The organism is Streptomyces sp. NPDC091682 (assembly GCF_044756625.1).
Lineage (GTDB): Bacteria > Actinomycetota > Actinomycetes > Streptomycetales > Streptomycetaceae > Streptomyces.
On the sequence record NZ_JBIVTH010000006.1, the window covers coordinates 120274 to 138262 of the forward strand.

A 17989-nucleotide genomic window follows, 5' to 3' on the forward strand; every position below is an offset into this window, starting at 1 on the left:
CGCGATGCCAGTGCCGCCCACGACGCCGGTGCCGACGATGTTGCCGGCGACGTGAGGACTCTGCACCACCATTCGGCCCCAGCCGAATCTCTGGGGCGCGGGCCCCGGGCCCGGGACGCTGGGCCCATGCCAACCGACACCCAGGCGCCCGGGCGGTCCGTACCGCCACCGGGCTACCGCTCCGTGTTCCGGGTCCGTGAGTTCCGGACCGTCTTCGCCGCCCACCTGCTGTCCGTGTTCGGCGTGGTCGTCGCCGAGATCTCGCTGTCCGTCCTCGTCTACCGCACCACCGGCTCGCCCCTGATGAGCGCGCTGACCTTCGCCCTCGGCTTCCTCCCGTACGTCCTCGGCGGCACCCTGCTCGCCGGGATCGCCGACCGCCACCCCGCCCGCCGGGTGCTCGTCGCCTGCGACCTCGTCTGCGCGCTCTGCGCGGCCGCCATGGTGGCGCCGGGCACGCCCGTCGCCGTGCTCCTCGTACTGCGCTGCGCGATGGCCTTCGTGGCGCCGCTGTTCCAGGGCACGCGCAACGCCTCCCTCGCCGACGTCCTCGGCACCGGCGACGCCTTCGTCCTGGGCCGCTCGCTGCTGCGCATGGTGGCCCAGAGCGCCCAGCTCATCGGGTTCGGCCTCGGCGGGCTGCTGCTCACCGCGCTCGCGCCGCGCGCGGCCATCGCCCTCACCGCCGCCGGCTTCCTCGGCTCCGCGCTGCTGCTGAGGCTGGGCACGCGCAGCCGCCCCGCCCGCAGCGGCGCCCGAACCTCCCCGCTCGCCGGACTGCGCGCCGTCCTCGGCCGGCGCCGGCTGCGCGCGCTGATGCTGCTGTTCTGGCTGCCGCCCGTCTTCCTCGTCGCCCCCGAGGCGCTGCTCGCCCCGTACGCGGACGGCATCGGCGTCGGCACCGCCGCCCTCGGCCTGATGATGTGCGCCCTGCCCGTCGGCACCATCGTCGGGGAGCTCTGGGCCGGCTCGGCCCTCACCGCCCCCGCGCGATCGAGGATCGTGGTGCCGCTCGCGGCCGCCGGGCTGCTGCCGCTCCTGCTCTTCGCCGTCCGGCCGGGCCTGCCCGTGGTCCTCGCCGCCCTGCTGCTCGCCGGGCTGGCCCACGCCTACACCCTCGGGCTGGACCAGTGGTACGTCGAAGCCGTTCCCGACGAGCTGCGCGGCCGGGCGATGACGCTGCTCAGCACCGGCCTGATGACCCTCCAGGGGGTCGGCATGGCCCTGGCCGGCCTCGCCGCCGAATTCCGCCCGGTGCACGAGGTCGTCACCGGAGCCGGGCTCCTCGGTACGGGGGTCGTCCTGCTGCTCCTGGCCGAACTCCGGGCGGCCGCCCGGCAGGAGGAACGACTGAGGGGTGAGACGGCCCCCGCGGTGAAGTGACCTCCCGGTAGGGTCGGACGCGTGCCCAAGCCGCTCAGCCTTCCCTTCGACCCCATCGCCCGCGCCGACGAGCTCTGGCAGCAGCGCTGGGGACCCGTGCCCTCGATGGCCGCGATCACCTCGATCATGCGCGCGCAGCAGATCCTGCTCGGTGAGGTCGACGCGGTCGTCAAGCCGTACGGGCTGACCTTCGCCCGGTACGAGGCGCTGGTGCTGCTCACCTTCTCCAAGGCCGGCGAACTGCCGATGTCCAAGATCGGCGAGCGGCTGATGGTCCACCCGACGTCGGTGACCAACACGGTGGACCGGCTGGTGAAGTCCGGACTGGTCGCCAAGCGGCCCAACCCGAACGACGGCCGCGGCACCCTCGCCTCCATCACGGAGAAGGGCCGCGAGGTCGTCGAGGCCGCCACGAAGGACCTGATGGCCGTCGACTTCGGCCTGGGCGCGTACGACGCCGAGGAGTGCGGGGAGATCTTCGCGCTGCTGCGCCCGCTGCGGGTGGCCGCGGCGGACTTCCAGGAGTAGCCCGGGCCGGAGGCCGGGGCCCGGGGCCGCGTCAAGATCGAGCAAAACGGACGGCTAGGCTCGTCGGCATGAAACGAAGCGTGCTGACCCGCTACCGCGTCATGGCCTACGTGACCGCGGTCATGCTCCTGATCCTCTGTGCCTGCATGGTGGCGAAGTACGGCTTCGACACCGGCGCCGACCTGACCTTCGTGGTCTCGCAGGCCCACGGTGTGCTCTTCATGATCTATCTGGTCTTCGCCTTCGACCTGAGCTCCAAGGCCAGGTGGCCCTTCGGCAAGATGCTCTGGGTCATGCTCAGCGGAACGATTCCGGTGGCCGCCTTCTTCGTCGAGCGCAAGATCCGCGCCGAGGTCGAGCCGCTGGTCAGCGACTCGCTCGCGACCGCCAAGGCCTGATCGCCGCCGCGCAGGAGGCGAGCGTCACCCACCCCCGGGGCGAGTCCCCGGGGGTTTGCCATCGACATTTACTAGGACGTCCTAGTAAATTCGTGGGTATGGACGCTGACGCCATCGAGGAAGGCCGCCGTCGCTGGCAGGCCCGCTATGACAAGGCCCGCAAGCGCGAGGCAGACTTCACCACGCTCTCCGGCGACGAGGTCGAGCCGGTCTACGGACCCCGGCCCGGCGACGCGTACGAGGGCTTCGAGCGCATCGGGTGGCCGGGCGAGTACCCGTACACCCGCGGGCTCCACGCCACCGGCTACCGCGGGCGGACCTGGACCATCCGGCAGTTCGCCGGGTTCGGGAACGCCGAGCAGACCAACGAGCGCTACAAGATGATCCTCGCCGCCGGCGGCGGCGGGCTCTCGGTCGCCTTCGACATGCCGACCCTCATGGGGCGCGACTCCGACGACCCCCGCTCCCTCGGCGAGGTCGGGCACTGCGGGGTCGCCATCGACTCCGCCGCCGACATGGAGGTCCTGTTCAAGGACATCCCGCTCGGTGACGTCACGACCTCGATGACGATCTCCGGCCCGGCCGTCCCCGCCTTCTGCATGTACCTGGTCGCCGCCGAGCGGCAGGGCGTGGACCCCGCCGTCCTCAACGGCACGCTCCAGACCGACATCTTCAAGGAGTACATCGCCCAGAAGGAGTGGCTCTTCGAACCGGAGCCGCACCTGCGCCTCATCGGCGACCTCATGGAGTACTGCACGAAGGGCATTCCGGCCTACAAGCCGCTGTCCGTCTCCGGCTACCACATCCGCGAGGCCGGGGCCACGGCCGCGCAGGAGCTCGCGTACACCCTCGCCGACGGCTTCGGCTACGTGGAGCTGGGCCTCTCGCGCGGGATGGACGTCGACGCCTTCGCGCCCGGCCTCTCCTTCTTCTTCGACGCGCACCTCGACTTCTTCGAGGAGATCGCCAAGTTCCGCGCCGCACGCCGGATCTGGGCCCGCTGGATGAAGGAGGTCTACGGGGCGAAGAGCGAGAAGTCCATGTGGCTGCGCTTCCACACCCAGACCGCCGGTGTCTCGCTGACCGCGCAGCAGCCGTACAACAACGTCGTGCGCACCGCCGTGGAGGCCCTGGCGGCCGTGCTTGGCGGCACGAACTCGCTGCACACCAACGCCCTCGACGAGACCCTCGCCCTGCCGAGCGAGCAGGCGGCCGAGATCGCCCTGCGCACGCAGCAGGTGCTGATGGAGGAGACGGGCGTGGCCAACGTGGCGGACCCGCTGGGCGGCTCCTGGTTCGTGGAGCAGCTCACCGACCGCATCGAGGCCGAGGCCGAGAAGATCTTCGAGCAGATCAAGGAGCGCGGTCTGCGCGCCCACCCCGACGGGCAGCACCCGATCGGGCCGATCACCTCGGGCATCCTGCGCGGCATCGAGGACGGCTGGTTCACCGGCGAGATCGCCGAATCGGCCTTCCAGTACCAGCGGTCGCTGGAGAAGGGCGACAAGCGCGTCGTCGGCGTCAACGTGCACCACGGGTCGGTCACGGGTGACCTGGAGATCCTCCGGGTCAGCCACGAGGTGGAGACCGTCCAGGTGCGGGAGCTGGCGGCCCGCAAGGCCCGCCGCGACGACGCCAAGGTCGACGCGGCGCTGAAGACGATGCTGGACGCCGCCCGGGACGGGACGAACATGATCCCGGCCATGCTGGACGCGGTGCGGGCCGAGGCCACGATGGGCGAGATCTGCAACGTCCTGCGCGACGAGTGGGGCACGTACACCGAGCCGCCGGGCTTCTAGGTCCGGCGGGGTGAGACGGCCGGTCGTGGCGCCCGTACGGTGGCGCCATGACCGGCCTTCCTGTTCCCGTACGGGGCGTCAGCGCGCGCGTGGTGATGAACAAGGGCGGCTGCGGGGGCCACTACGCCTACGTCGTCGTCGACTTCGAGCCACCGGGGCCGGCCGGGACGGAGATCCTGAACCTGGCGCGGGAGGACCGGCTGCCCGCCGAGTTCCTCGCGGCGGTGCGGGACGGCATCGAGCTGGGGCTGGACGGGGTCGAGGCCGCGGCCTTGATCACCGACGGCGGCGTCTACTGGCCGGACGCCCGCGACATCGGCTACCGCACGGCCGGGGCCCAAGCGGCCCGGGGCGCGCTTGTCGCGGCCGGTCTGCGGCCCGAGGAAGAGGCCGACGCGCTGCGCTGGGCGAGCTGGCCGGGCCGTCGGCGGCCCTGGCCGGGGGAGAACCCGCGGGCCGCGGCGCTGGCGGAGCAGGTCCTGGAATCCCGGCGCCGCTCGGGGGCGTGGACCTTCTGACGGCGCGGCGGCAGCGGGCGGTCGGGTGGGTTCGGGCGACGGCCCGGGTTCAGGCGACGGCCGGGCCGCGCAGGCCGTGCATCAGCAGGGCCGTGAAGGTGGCCACCCAGAGCTCGTCCACCGGTTCGGAGCTCACCAGGGCGCGGTGCACCACCGTGCCCGCGATCACGTCGAAGATCAGGTCCGTGGTGCGGCCCGCGAGGGACTCGTCCTCCTCGTACGGGAGTTCGCCACGGGCCTGGGCCCGTTCGCGACCCAGTACGACGAGACGTTTCTGCCGGTCCACGATCGCCGACCGGATCCGGTCGCGCAGGGCCTCGTCCCGGGTGGACTCGGCGACGACCGCCATCAGGGCGGTACGGGCCTCCGGGCGCCGCAGCAGCTCCGCGAACTGCAGCACCACGTTTTCGATGTCCGCTTCGAGGGAGCCCCGGTCCGGGAGTTCGAGGGCGTCGAAGAGCTCTGCGACCGCGTCCACGACCAGCTCGTTCTTGCCCGCCCAGCGCCGGTAGAGGGTGGTCTTGGCGACCCCCGCCCGGGCGGACACGTCCCCCATCGTCAGCTTCGACCAGCCCAGCTCGACGAGCGCGTCCCGGGTCGCGGCGAGGATCGCGGCGTCCGCGGCGGCACTGCGGGGACGACCGGTGCGGCCGGGGCTGGGGTTGCGCATGGCCGAGACCATACCCGCCGGTAGGCAAAAGGGCCGCTGTGGTTCAGATCACGGGACCGGAAGGGGCGCGGGGGGCCGCCGGGGGAGTTACGCTACGGCTCGTAGCGTAAGAGCGACAACCACGCGAAGAGCTACAGGCGCCAGGTGGGGACCCGGCGCCGTTCAACATCACGATCGCGACGGTACGGCGGCACGGCCAATTCACGCGATCTTTTTCGTCGGCGCGCGCACACGGGGGAGGATGTACGCATGCAGCCCAGAAACATGTCCATGAGCGGCGTCGTCGACCTCGCCGCGGTGAAGGCGGCCGGCGAGGCCAAGGCCAAGGCCGAGCAGGCCCGCGCCGAAGCGGCGAACCGGGCCGGCGGGGCCGGTGGGGCGGGTCCGTCCGCCGGTGCCGTGCCGCCGTCGGCGCTCGTCATCGACGTAGACGAGGCCGGTTTTGAAAGCGATGTGCTCCAGCTCTCCGCAGAGGTTCCGGTCGTCCTGGACTTCTGGGCCGAGTGGTGCCAGCCGTGCAAGCAGCTCAGTCCGCTGCTGGAGCGCCTGATCACCGAGGCCAACGGCCGCCTCGTGCTCGCCAAGATCGACGTCGACGCCAATCAGATGCTCATGCAGCAGTTCCAGATCCAGGGCATCCCGGCCGTCTTCGCCGTGGTCGCGGGCCAGGTGCTGCCGCTGTTCCAGGGCGTGGTTCCCGAGCAGCAGATCCGCGAGACCTTCGCCCAGCTCGTCCAGGTCGCCGAGGACCGCTTCGGGATCATCGGCATCGAGGTGGACCCGGACGCGGAGGGGGCCGGTGCGGCCGCCACCGACGCGGACGAGATCCCGGCCGGCCCGCACGACGCCCTGCTGGAGGCGGCCGTCGTCGCGCTCGACGCCGGTGACCTCGGCGGCGCGGTCCAGGCGTACAAGAACGTGCTCGCGGACGACCCGGGCAACACCGAGGCCAAGCTGGGCCTGGCCCAGGCGGAGCTCCTCGCTCGGGTCCAGCACATGAACCCGCAGGCGGTGCGGGCCGCGGCGGCCGAGAACCCGCGCGACCCGGCGGCGCAGATCGCCGCGGCCGACCTCGACCTGGTCGGCGGTCACGTGGAGGACGCCTTCGGGCGCCTGGTGGACACCGTCCGCGTCACGTTCGGTGAGGACCGGGACGCCGTGCGACTGCGGCTGCTGGAGCTGTTCGAGGTCATCGGCGCGGACGACCCGCGGGTCTCCGCGGCGCGCACGGCGCTCGCGCGGGTGCTCTTCTAGGCCGCCGTCCGGACCGGCTCCGCGGCCGTTCCGGGGCCTGCGCCGCGCGCCGCCCGTACGCCACCGGGTCGCCGGCGATTTGTTGACACGTAGATAAACAGCGGCCGCGCTTTGCCAAAACTTGGCAATCGCGGCCGCTGTTACTCGCAGTAAATCGAACCCCGTGAACTGTCCGGTGTGTTCGCCATTCGTCCGTTCTGTCGTGGCCCTGGGTGGCACCCTGTGTTGCTGCCCGACGGCGACGGGTCGTCCTCAGGTTATCTGGCCGTTACCCGCCAGTAACGAACCCCCTTGTGCCCCGGCCTGGAATGGACCACGATCGGCGACGCTCGGTCCTTCCCGCAGAGCCGCTCACTCGGAGCCGCGGTGGAGGGTCCCCACCGAGCCGGCCTGTGGCAGTGGCACCGGCCGTGGGACAGGGGGGTCTCTGCCACACCGGCGGGGCCTGTCCTCCAGGTTGCGCGAACGCGTGGCCCAGTGGTTGTCGCTCGGGGGTGATCGCCGGTGTATCGGACGTGGCACAGCCGCGGCCCGGCCGCCTGCGCTCCTTCCCGAGGACGTAGCACTTCTCCCATCCCAGGACGGGCACGGCCCGGACCGGAGATGTACGTCCGAGAAGGAGGAACGAAATGAGTTCTCAGGTTCGTGGCGGGACCAGATGGAAGCGCTTCGCGCTCGTCATGGTGCCGAGCATCGCGGCCACGGCCGCGGTCGGTGTGGGTCTGGCGCAGGGTGCCCTCGCGGCGTCGTTCAGCGTCTCCGGCCAGGACTTCAAGGTCTCGGCCGACAAGCTCGACGGTCAAAACCTGATCCAGTACGGCGGTGTCGCCGAGGGACACGACCTCAAGGGCAACGCCCAGCACCACCCGGTCACCATCTCCGGGTTCAGCAACGCCAAGATCACCAACATGTGCCAGTCCCTGGTCACCCCGACTCCGCTGGGCAACATCACGCTCCAGCTGAAGACCGGTCACAAGGGCACCCCGGCCGAAGCCAGCAACATCTACCTGGATGTGGCCGAGCTCGACACCGACGCCGAGTTCACCAACCTGGACATCGGTGTCGCGGTCGGCGACTCGAGCCACAAGACCAAGCCGCAGGCCGGTACGGTCGCGAGCCCGTACGCGTTCTCGCAGCGTGCCGACCGGGCCGTCCTGACGAACGTGAAGCAGAAGGCGTGGGCGACCACGGCGGGCACCTTCAAGCTGCCCAACCTGAAGCTGCGCCTCCTCGGTGGCGACCAGCCCTGCTACCAGGACATCAAGGACTGACCGGTCCCCGTGCCTGACCGGACGGGCGGGTGGTGACAGCCGTTGCCCCCGCCCGTTCGGGCTCCACAGAGTTTTCAAGTACCACCGTTTCCAGGGAGCTGTTGTCCATGAACCCCCAGGCCCCGGTTTACGTTCGCGCAGAAGACGACGCCTGGCCCACCGTGGTCTACTACCACTTCCACGCCTGGAGCGGCCGCCGTCCCTTCTGGGCCGGGCTGTTCACGCTCCTCGGCGGCTTCCCGATCGCCTACTTCCCTTACGCGGACCTGCGGCTGGGCAACGTCAGCCTCGCGATGGCCACCACCGGCGGCGCCGGTGCACTGATCATCGGCGTACTGCTGATCACGCTGGGCCTGGCCCTCTGGTTCCAGGAAACCATCCGTGTCTTCGCCGGCGTGGCCGCGATCCTGCTCGCCCTGGTCTCGATCCCGGTGTCCAACCTCGGTGGCTTCTTCGTCGGCTTCACCTTCTCCATGGTCGGCGGCGCACTCGCCCTGGCCTGGGCGCCGGGGCAGCCGGTCGAGGAGGGCGAGGAGCCGGTGGCGGAGCCGGGCGTCGTCGGCCTGAGCAAGGCGGACGCGACGGCGAACATGGGCGCCCACGGCGTCCCGGGTCCCCACGTGACGGAAACGGCACACGCGAGCGAGACGACTGCCCACGCCGATGGCGGGAGGAACAGTGCGGGGTGACGAGACGCAGCGGGGCGTGGCCCCAGGCGCAGAGTCCCGTGTAGTGAAGGGGCCGCGCCACGCGGCGCCCAGGAAGTCGCTGCTGAACAAGATCCAGATACCCGTCGGCAAGACGATGGCGCTCGCGGCGATGCCGACGGCCGTGTTCGTCGGGATGGGCATGGCGCCGAAACTGGCCGTGGCCGACGACAAGGAGATCCCCTTCGCGCCCGGGCCGTGTGTGACGCGGTCCGACGAGCCGGCGGAGACCGAGTCGAAGTCCCCCTCGCCCTCGCCCTCGAAGACGCCTTCGGCGAGCACGTCGCCCAGCGCGACGCCCTCTCCGTCGGCATCGGCATCGGCCTCCGTGAAGGAGAAGGCGAAGCCGAGCACGTCTCCGTCGGCGGCCAAGCCCCCGGTGGCGAACGAGAAGGCCCCGGCCGCGCCCGCGGCCACGACGCCGGCTCCGGAGGCGACCAAGTCCACGAACCCGCTGGACCCGCTGGGTGTCGGCGACGCGCTCAAGAACCTCGTGGACGAGCTCGGCAGGCCCCTCAAGGACGCGACGGCGAAGGCGACCCCGACGCCCGCGACCACTCCGTCGGGCCCCGCCACGGCGGCCCCGACGCCGGACCCGGCCGCGGACGCGATCCGCGAAGCGGCGAAGAAGGCCGGTGTCGACGTCAAGGAGCTGTCCGCGGAGGTCAAGAAGACCGAGCAGGACCCCAAGGACGAGACGGGCGACGCCAAGGCCAAGGACGAAGCCGCGGACAAGGCCAAGGGCGACGCGTCCAAGGACGAGGCCAAGGACGAGGCCAAGGACGAGGACAAGGACGAGGACAAGGACGAGGACAAGGCCAAGGACGAGGAGACGAAGGACCCGGACGGGAAGCAGCCCTTCCCGTGCCCGACCTACGACGCCAAGGCGCTGGCCGACGCCGAGCTGGAGCAGGACATCCCGCTCCTGCCGGACGAGCCCTGGTACCTCGACAGCTCCAGGCTGACCCTCTACGGCCTGGACTACCACGGCATCGTCGAGGTGAAGACGGCCGGCGGCAAGACCAAGAAGGTCCTCAAGTTCACCGCGGAATCGCTGGACATCAAGGACCTCTACCAGACGGTCGGCGCGTCGGGGAACGTCGCCCACCTGAAGTCGCGTCCGGGCTCCACGTCCAAGATCCGCGGCGGCACGGTGACGATGTACACCGAGAGCCTCAAGGGCGACCTCTTCGACCTGATCCCGGTCGAGTTCACCCCGAACAGCCCGCCGCCGCTGAACGTCCCGTTCGCCTTCTTCACGGACGTCAAGGTGGTTCAGGCCGGCCAGTTCGGCGGCACCCTGACGGTTCCGGGCCTGAAGAACTACATCGGCCCGCCGGAGTAGTCCCGTACCGGGCACGCGCGAAAACGCCGAGGGCGGCACCCCGCATCACTGCGGGGTGCCGCCCTCGGCCTCTGTGCGGCAGAGTCGGTGCGGCGGGCGACGTCAGTCGCGGGCGTCGCCGCCCAGGTGGTGGACCCGGACCATGTTGGTGGTGCCGGGGACGCCGGGGGGCGAGCCGGCGGTGATGACCATGGTGTCGCCCTGGTTGTAGCGGTTCAGCTTGAGCAGCTCGCCGTCCACCAGGTCGACCATCGCGTCGGTGGTGTCCACGTGCGGCACGATGTAGGACTCGACGCCCCAGCTCAGCGTGAGCTGGTTGCGGGTGTTGACGTCGGTGGTGAAGGCCAGGATCGGCTGGGTCACGCGGTAGCGCGACAGGCGGCGGGCGGTGTCGCCGGACTGGGTGAAGGCGATCAGCGCCTGGCCGTCCAGGAAGTCGGCGATCTCGCAGGCCGCGCGGGCCACGGAGCCGCCCTGGGTGCGCGGCTTCTTGCCCGGGACCAGCGGCTGGAGGCCCTTGGACAGGAGCTCCTCCTCGGCCGCCGTGACGATCTTCGACATCGTCTTGACGGTCTCGATCGGGTAGGCGCCGACCGAGGACTCGGCCGACAGCATGACCGCGTCCGCGCCGTCGAGGATCGCGTTGGCGACGTCGGACGCCTCCGCGCGCGTCGGGCGGGAGTTGGTGATCATCGACTCCATCATCTGGGTCGCGACGATCACCGGCTTGGCGTTGCGGCGGCACATCTCGATGAGCCGCTTCTGGACCATCGGGACCTTTTCGAGCGGGTACTCGACGGCCAGGTCACCGCGGGCCACCATGACCGCGTCGAAGGCGTCGACCACGGCCGCCATGTTCTCGACGGCCTGCGGCTTCTCGACCTTGGCGATGACGGGGACCCGGCGGCCCTCCTCGTCCATCACCTTGTGGACGTCCTTGACGTCGTTGGCGTCGCGGACGAAGGACAGGGCGACCATGTCGCAGCCCATCCGCAGGGCGAAGCGGAGGTCGTCGACGTCCTTCTCCGACAGGGCGGGGACGTTCACGGCGGCACCCGGCAGGTTGATGCCCTTGTGGTCCGAGATGACACCGCCCTCGATGACGATGGTCCGCACCCGCGGGCCCTCGACCTCGGTCACCCGGAGCTCGACGTTTCCGTCGTTGATCAGGATCTGGTCACCCTTGGCGACGTCGCCCGGGAGGCCCTTGTAGGTGGTGCCGCAGATGGACTTGTCACCCGGGACGTCCTCGGTGGTGATGGTGAACTCGTCACCGCGCACCAGCTCGACGGGACCCTCGGCGAAGGTCTCCAGACGGATCTTCGGGCCCTGGAGGTCGGCGAGGACGCCGACGGCGCGCCCGGTGTCCTCGGAGACCTGCCGGACGCGGTCGTACCGCTCCTGGTGTTCTGCCTGGGACCCGTGGCTGAAGTTGAATCGGGCCACGTTCATACCTGCCTCGATGAGCGCTTTCAGCTGCTCATACGAGTCGACGGCGGGGCCCAGCGTGCAGACGATTTTGGAACGGCGCATGACTGGATCCTATCGGTTTGTTTCGTAGCGGAATATTCCGGCTGGTGGAAAGTCCAAGTGACTACTGGGTAACCAGCGCGTACGCCTGGGTGGCGATCTCCAGTTCCTCATCCGTCGGGACCACCGCCACCGCCACCCGGGCACGTTCCGCCGAGACCAGCCGCGGCTCGGGGGAGCGCACGGCATTGGCCTCCGGATCCAGCACCAGGCCCAGCGCGGCCAGGCCGTCGATCGCAGCCTCGCGCACCTGGTGGGCGTTCTCGCCGACCCCGGCCGTGAAGGTCACCGCATCCACCCGCCCGAGCACCGCCGCGTAGGCCCCGATGTACTTCTTCAGCCGATGGACGTACGCGGCGAAGGCGAGGCTCGCCGCCTCGTCGCCCTCGCCCGCGCGCCGCAGCACCTCGCGCATGTCGTTGTCGCCGCACATGCCCAGCAGACCGCTCTTCTTGTTCAGGAGCGAATCGATCTCATCCACCGAGAAGCCGCCCACCCGCGCCAGGTGGAAGACGACCGCCGGATCGACATCGCCCGAACGGGTCCCCATGACCAGCCCCTCCAGCGGGGTCAGGCCCATGGACGTCTCCACGCACACCCCGCCCCGCACGGCCGAGGCGGAGGCGCCGTTGCCGAGGTGCAGCACGATCACGTTCACGTCCTCCACCGGCTTGCCGAGCAGCCGGGCCGTCGCGCGCGAGACATAGGCGTGCGAGGTGCCGTGGAAGCCGTACCGCCGGATGGAGTACGCGTCGGCGACCCGGGCGTCGATCGCGTACCGCGCCACGTGCTCCGGCATCGTCGAGTGGAAGGCCGTGTCGAAGACGGCGACCTGCGGAAGGTCCGCGCGCAGCGAGCGCGCTACCTCGATGCCCGTCACGTTCGCCGGGTTGTGCAGCGGGGCGAGCGGGATCAGGTTCCGGATCTCCGCCAGCACCTCGTCGTCGATCACGGTCGGCCTGGTGAACCGCGTCCCGCCGTGCACCACCCGGTGCCCCACCGCCGCCAGTTCGGGCGAGTCCAGGCCCATTCCGTCCGCGGCGAGCTCCGCGGCCACGGCCTTCAGCGCGGCCCCGTGGTCCGCGATCGGGCCGAGCCGCTCCCGTCGGCCGGCGGCCGCGCCCGGACCCGAGAGCGGCTCGTGCACCAGCCGGGAGGTCTCCTCGCCGATGCGCTCCACCAGGCCGGCGGCGAGCCGGGACCGGTCGGTCATGTCGAGGAGCTGGTACTTGACCGACGAGGAGCCGGAGTTGAGGACGAGTACGCGCGATGCGGTCACGATGAGGGTCTTTCCTTGTCGCGGGCGGTGGGGATGCGGGGGATCAGGCGGTGGCCGCGGGCGCCGGCGCGCCCTGCGCCTGGATCGCGGTGATGGCCACGGTGGTGACGATGTCCTGGACGAGCGCACCGCGCGAGAGGTCGTTGACCGGCTTGCGCAGACCCTGGAGCACCGGGCCGACCGCCACCGCTCCCGCCGACCGCTGCACGGCCTTGTACGTGTTGTTGCCCGTGTTGAGGTCCGGGAAGATCAGCACCGTCGCGCGGCCGGCCACCTGGGACCCGGGCAACTTGGTCGCGGCGACCGAGGGCTCCACGGCCGCGTCGTACTGGATCGGCCCCTCGACGGCGAGGTCGGGGCGTTGCTCGCGGATCAGCTCGGTGGCCTTGCGGACCTTGTCGACGTCCGCGCCGCTGCCCGAGGTGCCGGTCGAGTACGAGAGCATCGCGATCCGCGGCTCCACCCCGAAGGCGGCCGCGGTGGCGGCCGACTGGACGGCGATGTCGGCGAGCTGCTCGGCGTTCGGGTCCGGGTTGACCGCGCAGTCCCCGTAGACCAGGACCCGGTCGGCCAGGCACATGAAGAAGACGGAGGAGACGATGGACGCCTCGGCCTTGGTCTTGATGATCTCGAAGGCCGGGCGGATGGTCGCCGCGGTGGAGTGCACCGAACCGGAGACCATGCCGTCGGCCAGGCCCCGCTGGACCATCAGGGTGCCGAAGTAGTTGACGTCGGTGACCACGTCGGCCGCCAGCTCGACGGTCATCCCCTTGTGGGCGCGGACCTGCGCGTAGTACTCGGAGAAACCTTCCCGCAGCGGGGAGGTCGCCGGGTCGATGAGTTGTGCGCCGGAGATGTCCACGCCGAGGTCGGCGGCCTTCTTCAGGATCGCTTGCTCGTCGCCCAGCAGGGTCAGGTCGCAGACCCCCCGGCGCAGCACCACGTCCGCGGCGCGCAGCACGCGCTCCTCGGTGCCCTCGGGCAGCACGACGCGGCGGCGGTCCGAGCGGGCCCGCTCCAACAGCTCGTGCTCGAACATCATGGGGGTGACGCGCTCCGAGCGGGCCACCGACAGCAGACCCCGCAGCTCGCCGGTGTCCACGTGCCGCTCGAACAGGCCGAGCGCGGTCTCCAGCTTGCGCGGGGTCGCGGAGTTCAGCCGGCTCTGCAGCGAGAAGAGTTCGGCGGCGGTGGGGAAGCTGTTGCCGGCCACCGACACCACGGGCGTGCCCGGTGCCAGCTTCGAGGCCAGCGTCAGGATCTCCGGGGTCGGCCGCTCGTTCAGGGTGAGCAGCACTCCGGCGATCGGCGGGGTCCCGGAAGTGTGCGCGGCCAGCGCGCCGATGACCAGGTCGGAGCGGTCTCCCGGGGTGACGACCAGGCAGCCGGGGGTCAGGGCGTTCAGGAAGTTCGGCAGCATCGCGCCGCCGAAGACGAAGTCCAGGGCGTCGCGGGCCAGCCCGGCCTCGTCGCCGAGGAGCACCTCGCCACCGAGCGCCCGGGTGATCTGGGCGACGGTCGGTGCGGAGAGCGACTTGTCGTCCGGCAGCACGTAGCAGGGCACGGGCAGCCGGGCGGCCAGCCGCTCGGCTATGACGTCGCGGTCCTCCGCGGCCACCCGGTTCACGACCATCGCGACGACGTGGCAGCCCAGGGTCTCGTAGGCGCGGTAGGCGTTGCGGGCCTCGGCGCGCACGGCCTCGGCGTGGTGCTTGGTGCCGCCCACCACGGGCACGACGACCGCGCCCAGCTCGTTGGCGAGGCGGGCGTTGAGCGCCAGCTCGTCGGGGAGGTTGGTCTCCGCGTAGTCGGTGCCGAGGACGAGCATGACCTCGTAGTCGCGGGCCACCCGGTGGTAGTGGTCGACCAGCCGCGAGACCAGCTCGTCGGTGCCCTTCTCGGCCAGGATCGCCGAGGCCTCCTGGTAGGACATGCCGTAGGCCGCCGCGGCGTCCTGATCGAGCCGGTAGCGGGCCTTGAGGAGGTCGAAGAGCAGGTCCGGTGCGTCGTGCAGCAGCGGACGGTAGACGCCGACCCGGCCCGTCTGCCGGGTCAGCAGCTCCATGATTCCCAGCTCGACGACCTGCCGGCCGTCCCCCCGCTCGATACCGGTCACGTACACGCTGCGCGTCACGCCCGTTCTCCGTCCCATGCTGTGGATGTCATGCCGTGAATGTCACTTTGCTCTGCCTCGACCTCTTGACAATACCTCTGCCAATGGCTAGGGCGCCCCCGGGGAAAAGGCCTGGCCGGGAGGGCCGAAGGGCCTTCGGGGTGCAGCCGGCGAAAACGTGCGGCGCCCCGGGCCCGTGGAACAATCGGACAGGCTTCACCATTACGCCCTTCATGTACGGCAGGAGACACAGCACGATGCGTATCGGAGTTCTCACCGCAGGCGGCGACTGTCCGGGCCTCAACGCTGTCATCCGGTCGGTCGTACACCGCGCCCTGGTCGGGCACGGAGATGAGGTCATCGGTTTCGAGGACGGCTTCAAGGGGCTCCTCGACGGCCACTTCCGCCCCCTCGACATCAATGCCGTCAGCGGCATCCTCGCCCGTGGCGGCACGATCCTCGGCTCGGCGCGCATGGAACGCGCCCGTCTCCACGAAGCCGCCGAGAACGCCCAGGAGCTGGCGACGCGCTACGGCATCGACGCCCTCATCCCGATCGGCGGCGAAGGCACCCTGACCGCCTCCCGGATGCTGTCGGACGCCGGGATGCCGGTCGTCGGCGTACCGAAGACCATCGACAACGACATCTCCTGCACCGACCGCACCTTCGGCTTCGACACCGCCGTCATGGTCGCCACCGAGGCGATCGACCGCCTCAAGACCACCGCCGAATCGCACCAGCGCGTGATGGTGGTCGAGGTCATGGGCCGGCACGCGGGCTGGATCGCCCTGGAGTCCGGCATGGCCGGTGGCGCGCACGGCATCTGCCTGCCGGAGCGCCCCTTCGAGGTGGACGCCCTGGTGAAGATGGTGGAAGAACGATTCGCCCGCGGCAAGAAGTTCGCCGTGATCTGCGTGGCCGAGGGTGCACACCCGGCCGAGGGCTCCATGCCGTACGAGAAGGGCGCGATCGACCAGTACGGTCACGAGCGCTTCGCCGGCATCGGCAACCGCCTGGCGATCGAACTGGAGCACCGCCTCGGCAAGGAGGCCCGCCCGGTCATCCTCGGCCACGTCCAGCGCGGCGGCACCCCGACCGCGTACGACCGGGTGCTCGCGACCCGGTTCGGCTGGCACGCCGTAGAGGCCGTCCACCGCGGCGAATTCGGCAAGATGACCGCCCTGCGCGGCATCGACGTCGTGATGGCCCCGCTCGCCGAGGCGGTCACCGAGCTGAAGACCGTCCCCGAGGAGCGGATGTACGAGGCCGAATCGGTCTTCTGACGCCGGTCCGGGCGGCGCCTGCGACCCCGGGGCGGTCCTTCTACGCCGCACCGCCCGCGAGGTGCCAGAACCGCTCCACGATCTCGGCGAGGAACTCCCGGCCCGCGTCCCCGCTGCCCGCCTCGCCCTGGCCGCCGCCCCAGCTGAGCGTCGCCACCATCCGTGACTGGTAGTCGCCGTGCAGCTGCTCCAGCACCGTCTCCAGATGGTGCTTGGGGATCGGCAGCAGCTTGCCGAGCGGTTTCACGTAGGCCTGCCAGCGCGTGGTCACCGCACTGCGCAGCAGCTCGGCGAGTTCCTCGTGCTTGCCGGTCGCCGTCACGAACTGGGCCAGCGTCAGACCCAGCACCGTGGCCAGCGCGGCGGACTGTCGTTCGTTGCCCTTCCAGCGCCCGGTGTCCTCCATCTTCTGGTAGGAGCTCGTCTCCAGGCCGATCCGACGGGCCAGGTCGTCCGCCGCGAGCCCCCGGGCGACCCGGTGCTCCCGCAGGGTGACCGGTTCGGCGAGCAGTTCGCCGGGCGCACACCACAGGACGCCCGCGAGCGCCGTGAGCTCGGCGGAGGAAGGCGATATCTCGCCACGTTCCCAGGCCATCACGGTCTCGGGCGCGACGACGAGTCCGTACTGGGCGCGCAGGCCGTAGGCGACATGTCCGGGAGCCATGCCCAGGGCCGCGCGCAGGCGACGCGCGGCGGGGGCATTGAAAGGTGGGCTGGAGTGCACACCGCACACCGTAGAAGTGGCCAGGCTGCGGCGCCTACAGACCAAACAAACAAGCCCATACCTCGTAGGAACGTCCTATGAAGTTAAGGCCTTTCGCCGGGTTTCCGAGCGACTGTCCGGTAATCGGTGAGCCGGAAGATCTTTCCGTGTGTACGTTTCCAGCCAACGCCCGTCGATGCAATACCCCTCACACTCTTCACACCATGTGAACCGACCACCCCTTTTTTTGCGTGATCCTTTCCGGGGCCCTCGCGCACGGGGGTGGCGAGGGCCCCCGCCCCTTTCTCCCCTGCCTCGCCTCGCCTCGCCTCGCCTTGCCTTGACGCCGGCGTCAAGGAATACGGTCGCTCCATGCGCATCGGCGAACTGGCGGAGCGGGCCGGGACCAGCACCCGGACGCTCCGGTACTACGAGTCGCGCGGGCTGCTCCCCGCGCGGCGGGCCGGCAACGGCTACCGGACCTACGACGAGGACGACCTGCGGCTGCTGAGCCAGATCCGCACGCTCCAGGACTTCGGATTCGAACTGGAGGAGACCCGGCCCTTCGTGGACTGCCTGCGGGCCGGCCACCCGGCCGGGGACTCCTGTCCCGCCTCGCTCGCCGTCTACCGGCGCAAGCTCGCCGAGCTGGACGGCCTGATCGGCCAGCTGGCCGACGTGCGCGAGCAGCTCGGACGGCAGTTGGCCGACGCGGAACGGGCGGCCGGCGAAGCGGCCGTGCCGAAGTGCGAGATGACCGGATGAACGACCGGACGGACGAGAGGGACGGTGGCATGAAGGCCCACGGCGTGGCACAGGTGACCGAAGCGGATTTCGAGGCCGAGGTGCTCGGCGAGCGGGGACGGCCCGTCCTCGTGGAGTTCACGGCGGACTGGTGCGGCCCCTGCCGCCAGCTCGCCCCCGTCCTCTCCTCGATCGCGGCCGAAGAGGCCGACCGGCTCAAGGTCGTGCAGATCGACGCGGACAGCAACCCCGGGGCCGTCACCCGGTACGGGGTGCTGTCCCTGCCGACCCTGCTCGTCTTCCGTGACGGCGGGCCCGTCCGGCAGATGGTCGGGGCCCGGGCCAAGCGCAAGCTGCTCCAGGAACTGGAAGAGCAGCTCGCCCCGGCCTGAGCCCCGGCCCGGGCACCCGGCCAGGGCACCCGACCAGGGCCCCTGGCACGGGCCCCGCGGCCGCACCCCCGC

General features: G+C 70.8%; 17 protein-coding genes. 12 read left to right on the forward strand and 5 right to left on the reverse strand.

Annotated features, from left to right (window positions below; genetic code table 11):
- Positions 1 to 126 precede the first annotated feature (126 nt).
- From ACIQK6_RS15885 to ACIQK6_RS15905, 5 genes are all read left to right on the forward strand, one after another.
- Positions 127 to 1383, forward strand: a complete 1257-nt coding sequence (locus ACIQK6_RS15885; protein ID WP_329098977.1) for an MFS transporter — start codon at positions 127 to 129, stop codon at positions 1381 to 1383.
- 21 nt (positions 1384 to 1404) lie between these two features.
- Positions 1405 to 1911 carry a MarR family winged helix-turn-helix transcriptional regulator gene (locus ACIQK6_RS15890; RefSeq protein ID WP_202199672.1) on the forward strand — a complete coding sequence of 169 codons (507 nt, stop codon included), beginning with the start codon at positions 1405 to 1407 and terminating at the stop codon, positions 1909 to 1911.
- A 68-nt stretch (positions 1912 to 1979) separates the two neighbouring features.
- A complete protein-coding gene (locus tag ACIQK6_RS15895; protein ID WP_329098976.1) occupies positions 1980 to 2309 on the forward strand; it encodes a DUF3817 domain-containing protein in 330 nt (109 codons plus the stop codon).
- Positions 2310 to 2407: 98 nt separating this feature from the next.
- On the forward strand, positions 2408 to 4108 hold the full coding sequence (locus tag ACIQK6_RS15900) for a methylmalonyl-CoA mutase family protein (RefSeq protein ID WP_329098975.1): 1701 nt from the start codon (positions 2408 to 2410) through the stop codon (positions 4106 to 4108).
- A 47-nt stretch (positions 4109 to 4155) separates the two neighbouring features.
- The gene (locus tag ACIQK6_RS15905) at positions 4156 to 4626 is read left to right on the forward strand and encodes a hypothetical protein (protein ID WP_329098974.1); all 471 of its coding nucleotides are present in this window, start codon (positions 4156 to 4158) and stop codon (positions 4624 to 4626) included.
- Between the two features lie 49 nt (positions 4627 to 4675).
- On the opposite strand, the gene ACIQK6_RS15910 is transcribed toward ACIQK6_RS15905, so the two are convergent.
- Positions 4676 to 5296 carry a TetR/AcrR family transcriptional regulator gene (locus ACIQK6_RS15910; RefSeq protein WP_328788673.1) on the reverse strand — a complete coding sequence of 207 codons (621 nt, stop codon included), beginning with the start codon at positions 5294 to 5296 and terminating at the stop codon, positions 4676 to 4678.
- 249 nt (positions 5297 to 5545) lie between these two features.
- Here ACIQK6_RS15910 and ACIQK6_RS15915 point away from each other — a divergent pair, with 249 nt between their 5' ends.
- From ACIQK6_RS15915 to ACIQK6_RS15930, 4 genes are all read left to right on the forward strand, one after another.
- Positions 5546 to 6550 (forward strand): tetratricopeptide repeat protein, encoded by a 1005-nt coding sequence (locus ACIQK6_RS15915; RefSeq protein ID WP_329098973.1) that lies wholly within the window; start codon positions 5546 to 5548, stop codon positions 6548 to 6550.
- Between the two features lie 629 nt (positions 6551 to 7179).
- Positions 7180 to 7821, forward strand: a complete 642-nt coding sequence (locus ACIQK6_RS15920) for a DUF6230 family protein (protein ID WP_329098972.1) — start codon at positions 7180 to 7182, stop codon at positions 7819 to 7821.
- A 107-nt stretch (positions 7822 to 7928) separates the two neighbouring features.
- Positions 7929 to 8510, forward strand: coding sequence for a DUF6114 domain-containing protein (locus ACIQK6_RS15925; protein WP_329098971.1), 582 nt, complete (start codon positions 7929 to 7931; stop codon positions 8508 to 8510).
- Complete coding sequence (locus ACIQK6_RS15930; RefSeq protein ID WP_402694968.1) at positions 8500 to 9873, forward strand: hypothetical protein; 1374 nt, start codon at positions 8500 to 8502, stop codon at positions 9871 to 9873. The genes ACIQK6_RS15925 and ACIQK6_RS15930 overlap by 11 nt, the downstream gene beginning before the upstream one ends.
- A 102-nt stretch (positions 9874 to 9975) precedes the next feature.
- Here ACIQK6_RS15930 and pyk read toward each other — a convergent pair whose 3' ends face one another.
- The 3 genes from pyk to pta form a co-directional block, all read right to left on the reverse strand.
- Positions 9976 to 11406 carry a pyruvate kinase gene (gene pyk, locus ACIQK6_RS15935; protein ID WP_329098969.1) on the reverse strand — a complete coding sequence of 477 codons (1431 nt, stop codon included), beginning with the start codon at positions 11404 to 11406 and terminating at the stop codon, positions 9976 to 9978.
- 61 nt (positions 11407 to 11467) lie between these two features.
- Positions 11468 to 12682 carry an acetate kinase gene (locus tag ACIQK6_RS15940; protein WP_329098968.1) on the reverse strand — a complete coding sequence of 405 codons (1215 nt, stop codon included), beginning with the start codon at positions 12680 to 12682 and terminating at the stop codon, positions 11468 to 11470.
- Between the two features lie 43 nt (positions 12683 to 12725).
- The gene (gene pta / locus ACIQK6_RS15945; RefSeq protein ID WP_329098967.1) at positions 12726 to 14816 is read right to left on the reverse strand and encodes a phosphate acetyltransferase; all 2091 of its coding nucleotides are present in this window, start codon (positions 14814 to 14816) and stop codon (positions 12726 to 12728) included.
- Positions 14817 to 15052: 236 nt separating this feature from the next.
- On the opposite strand from pta, the gene ACIQK6_RS15950 reads away from it, so the two are divergent.
- Entirely contained in the window at positions 15053 to 16078 is a 1026-nt protein-coding gene (locus ACIQK6_RS15950) for an ATP-dependent 6-phosphofructokinase (protein ID WP_329098966.1), read from the forward strand.
- 40 nt (positions 16079 to 16118) lie between these two features.
- On the opposite strand, the gene ACIQK6_RS15955 is transcribed toward ACIQK6_RS15950, so the two are convergent.
- A complete protein-coding gene (locus tag ACIQK6_RS15955) occupies positions 16119 to 16802 on the reverse strand; it encodes a helix-turn-helix transcriptional regulator (RefSeq protein WP_329098965.1) in 684 nt (227 codons plus the stop codon).
- Between the two features lie 351 nt (positions 16803 to 17153).
- On the opposite strand from ACIQK6_RS15955, the gene ACIQK6_RS15960 reads away from it, so the two are divergent.
- Complete coding sequence (locus ACIQK6_RS15960) at positions 17154 to 17546, forward strand: MerR family transcriptional regulator (protein ID WP_266605082.1); 393 nt, start codon at positions 17154 to 17156, stop codon at positions 17544 to 17546.
- Positions 17543 to 17917, forward strand: coding sequence for a thioredoxin domain-containing protein (locus ACIQK6_RS15965; RefSeq protein ID WP_329098964.1), 375 nt, complete (start codon positions 17543 to 17545; stop codon positions 17915 to 17917). The genes ACIQK6_RS15960 and ACIQK6_RS15965 overlap by 4 nt, the downstream gene beginning before the upstream one ends.
- Positions 17918 to 17989 lie beyond the last annotated feature (72 nt).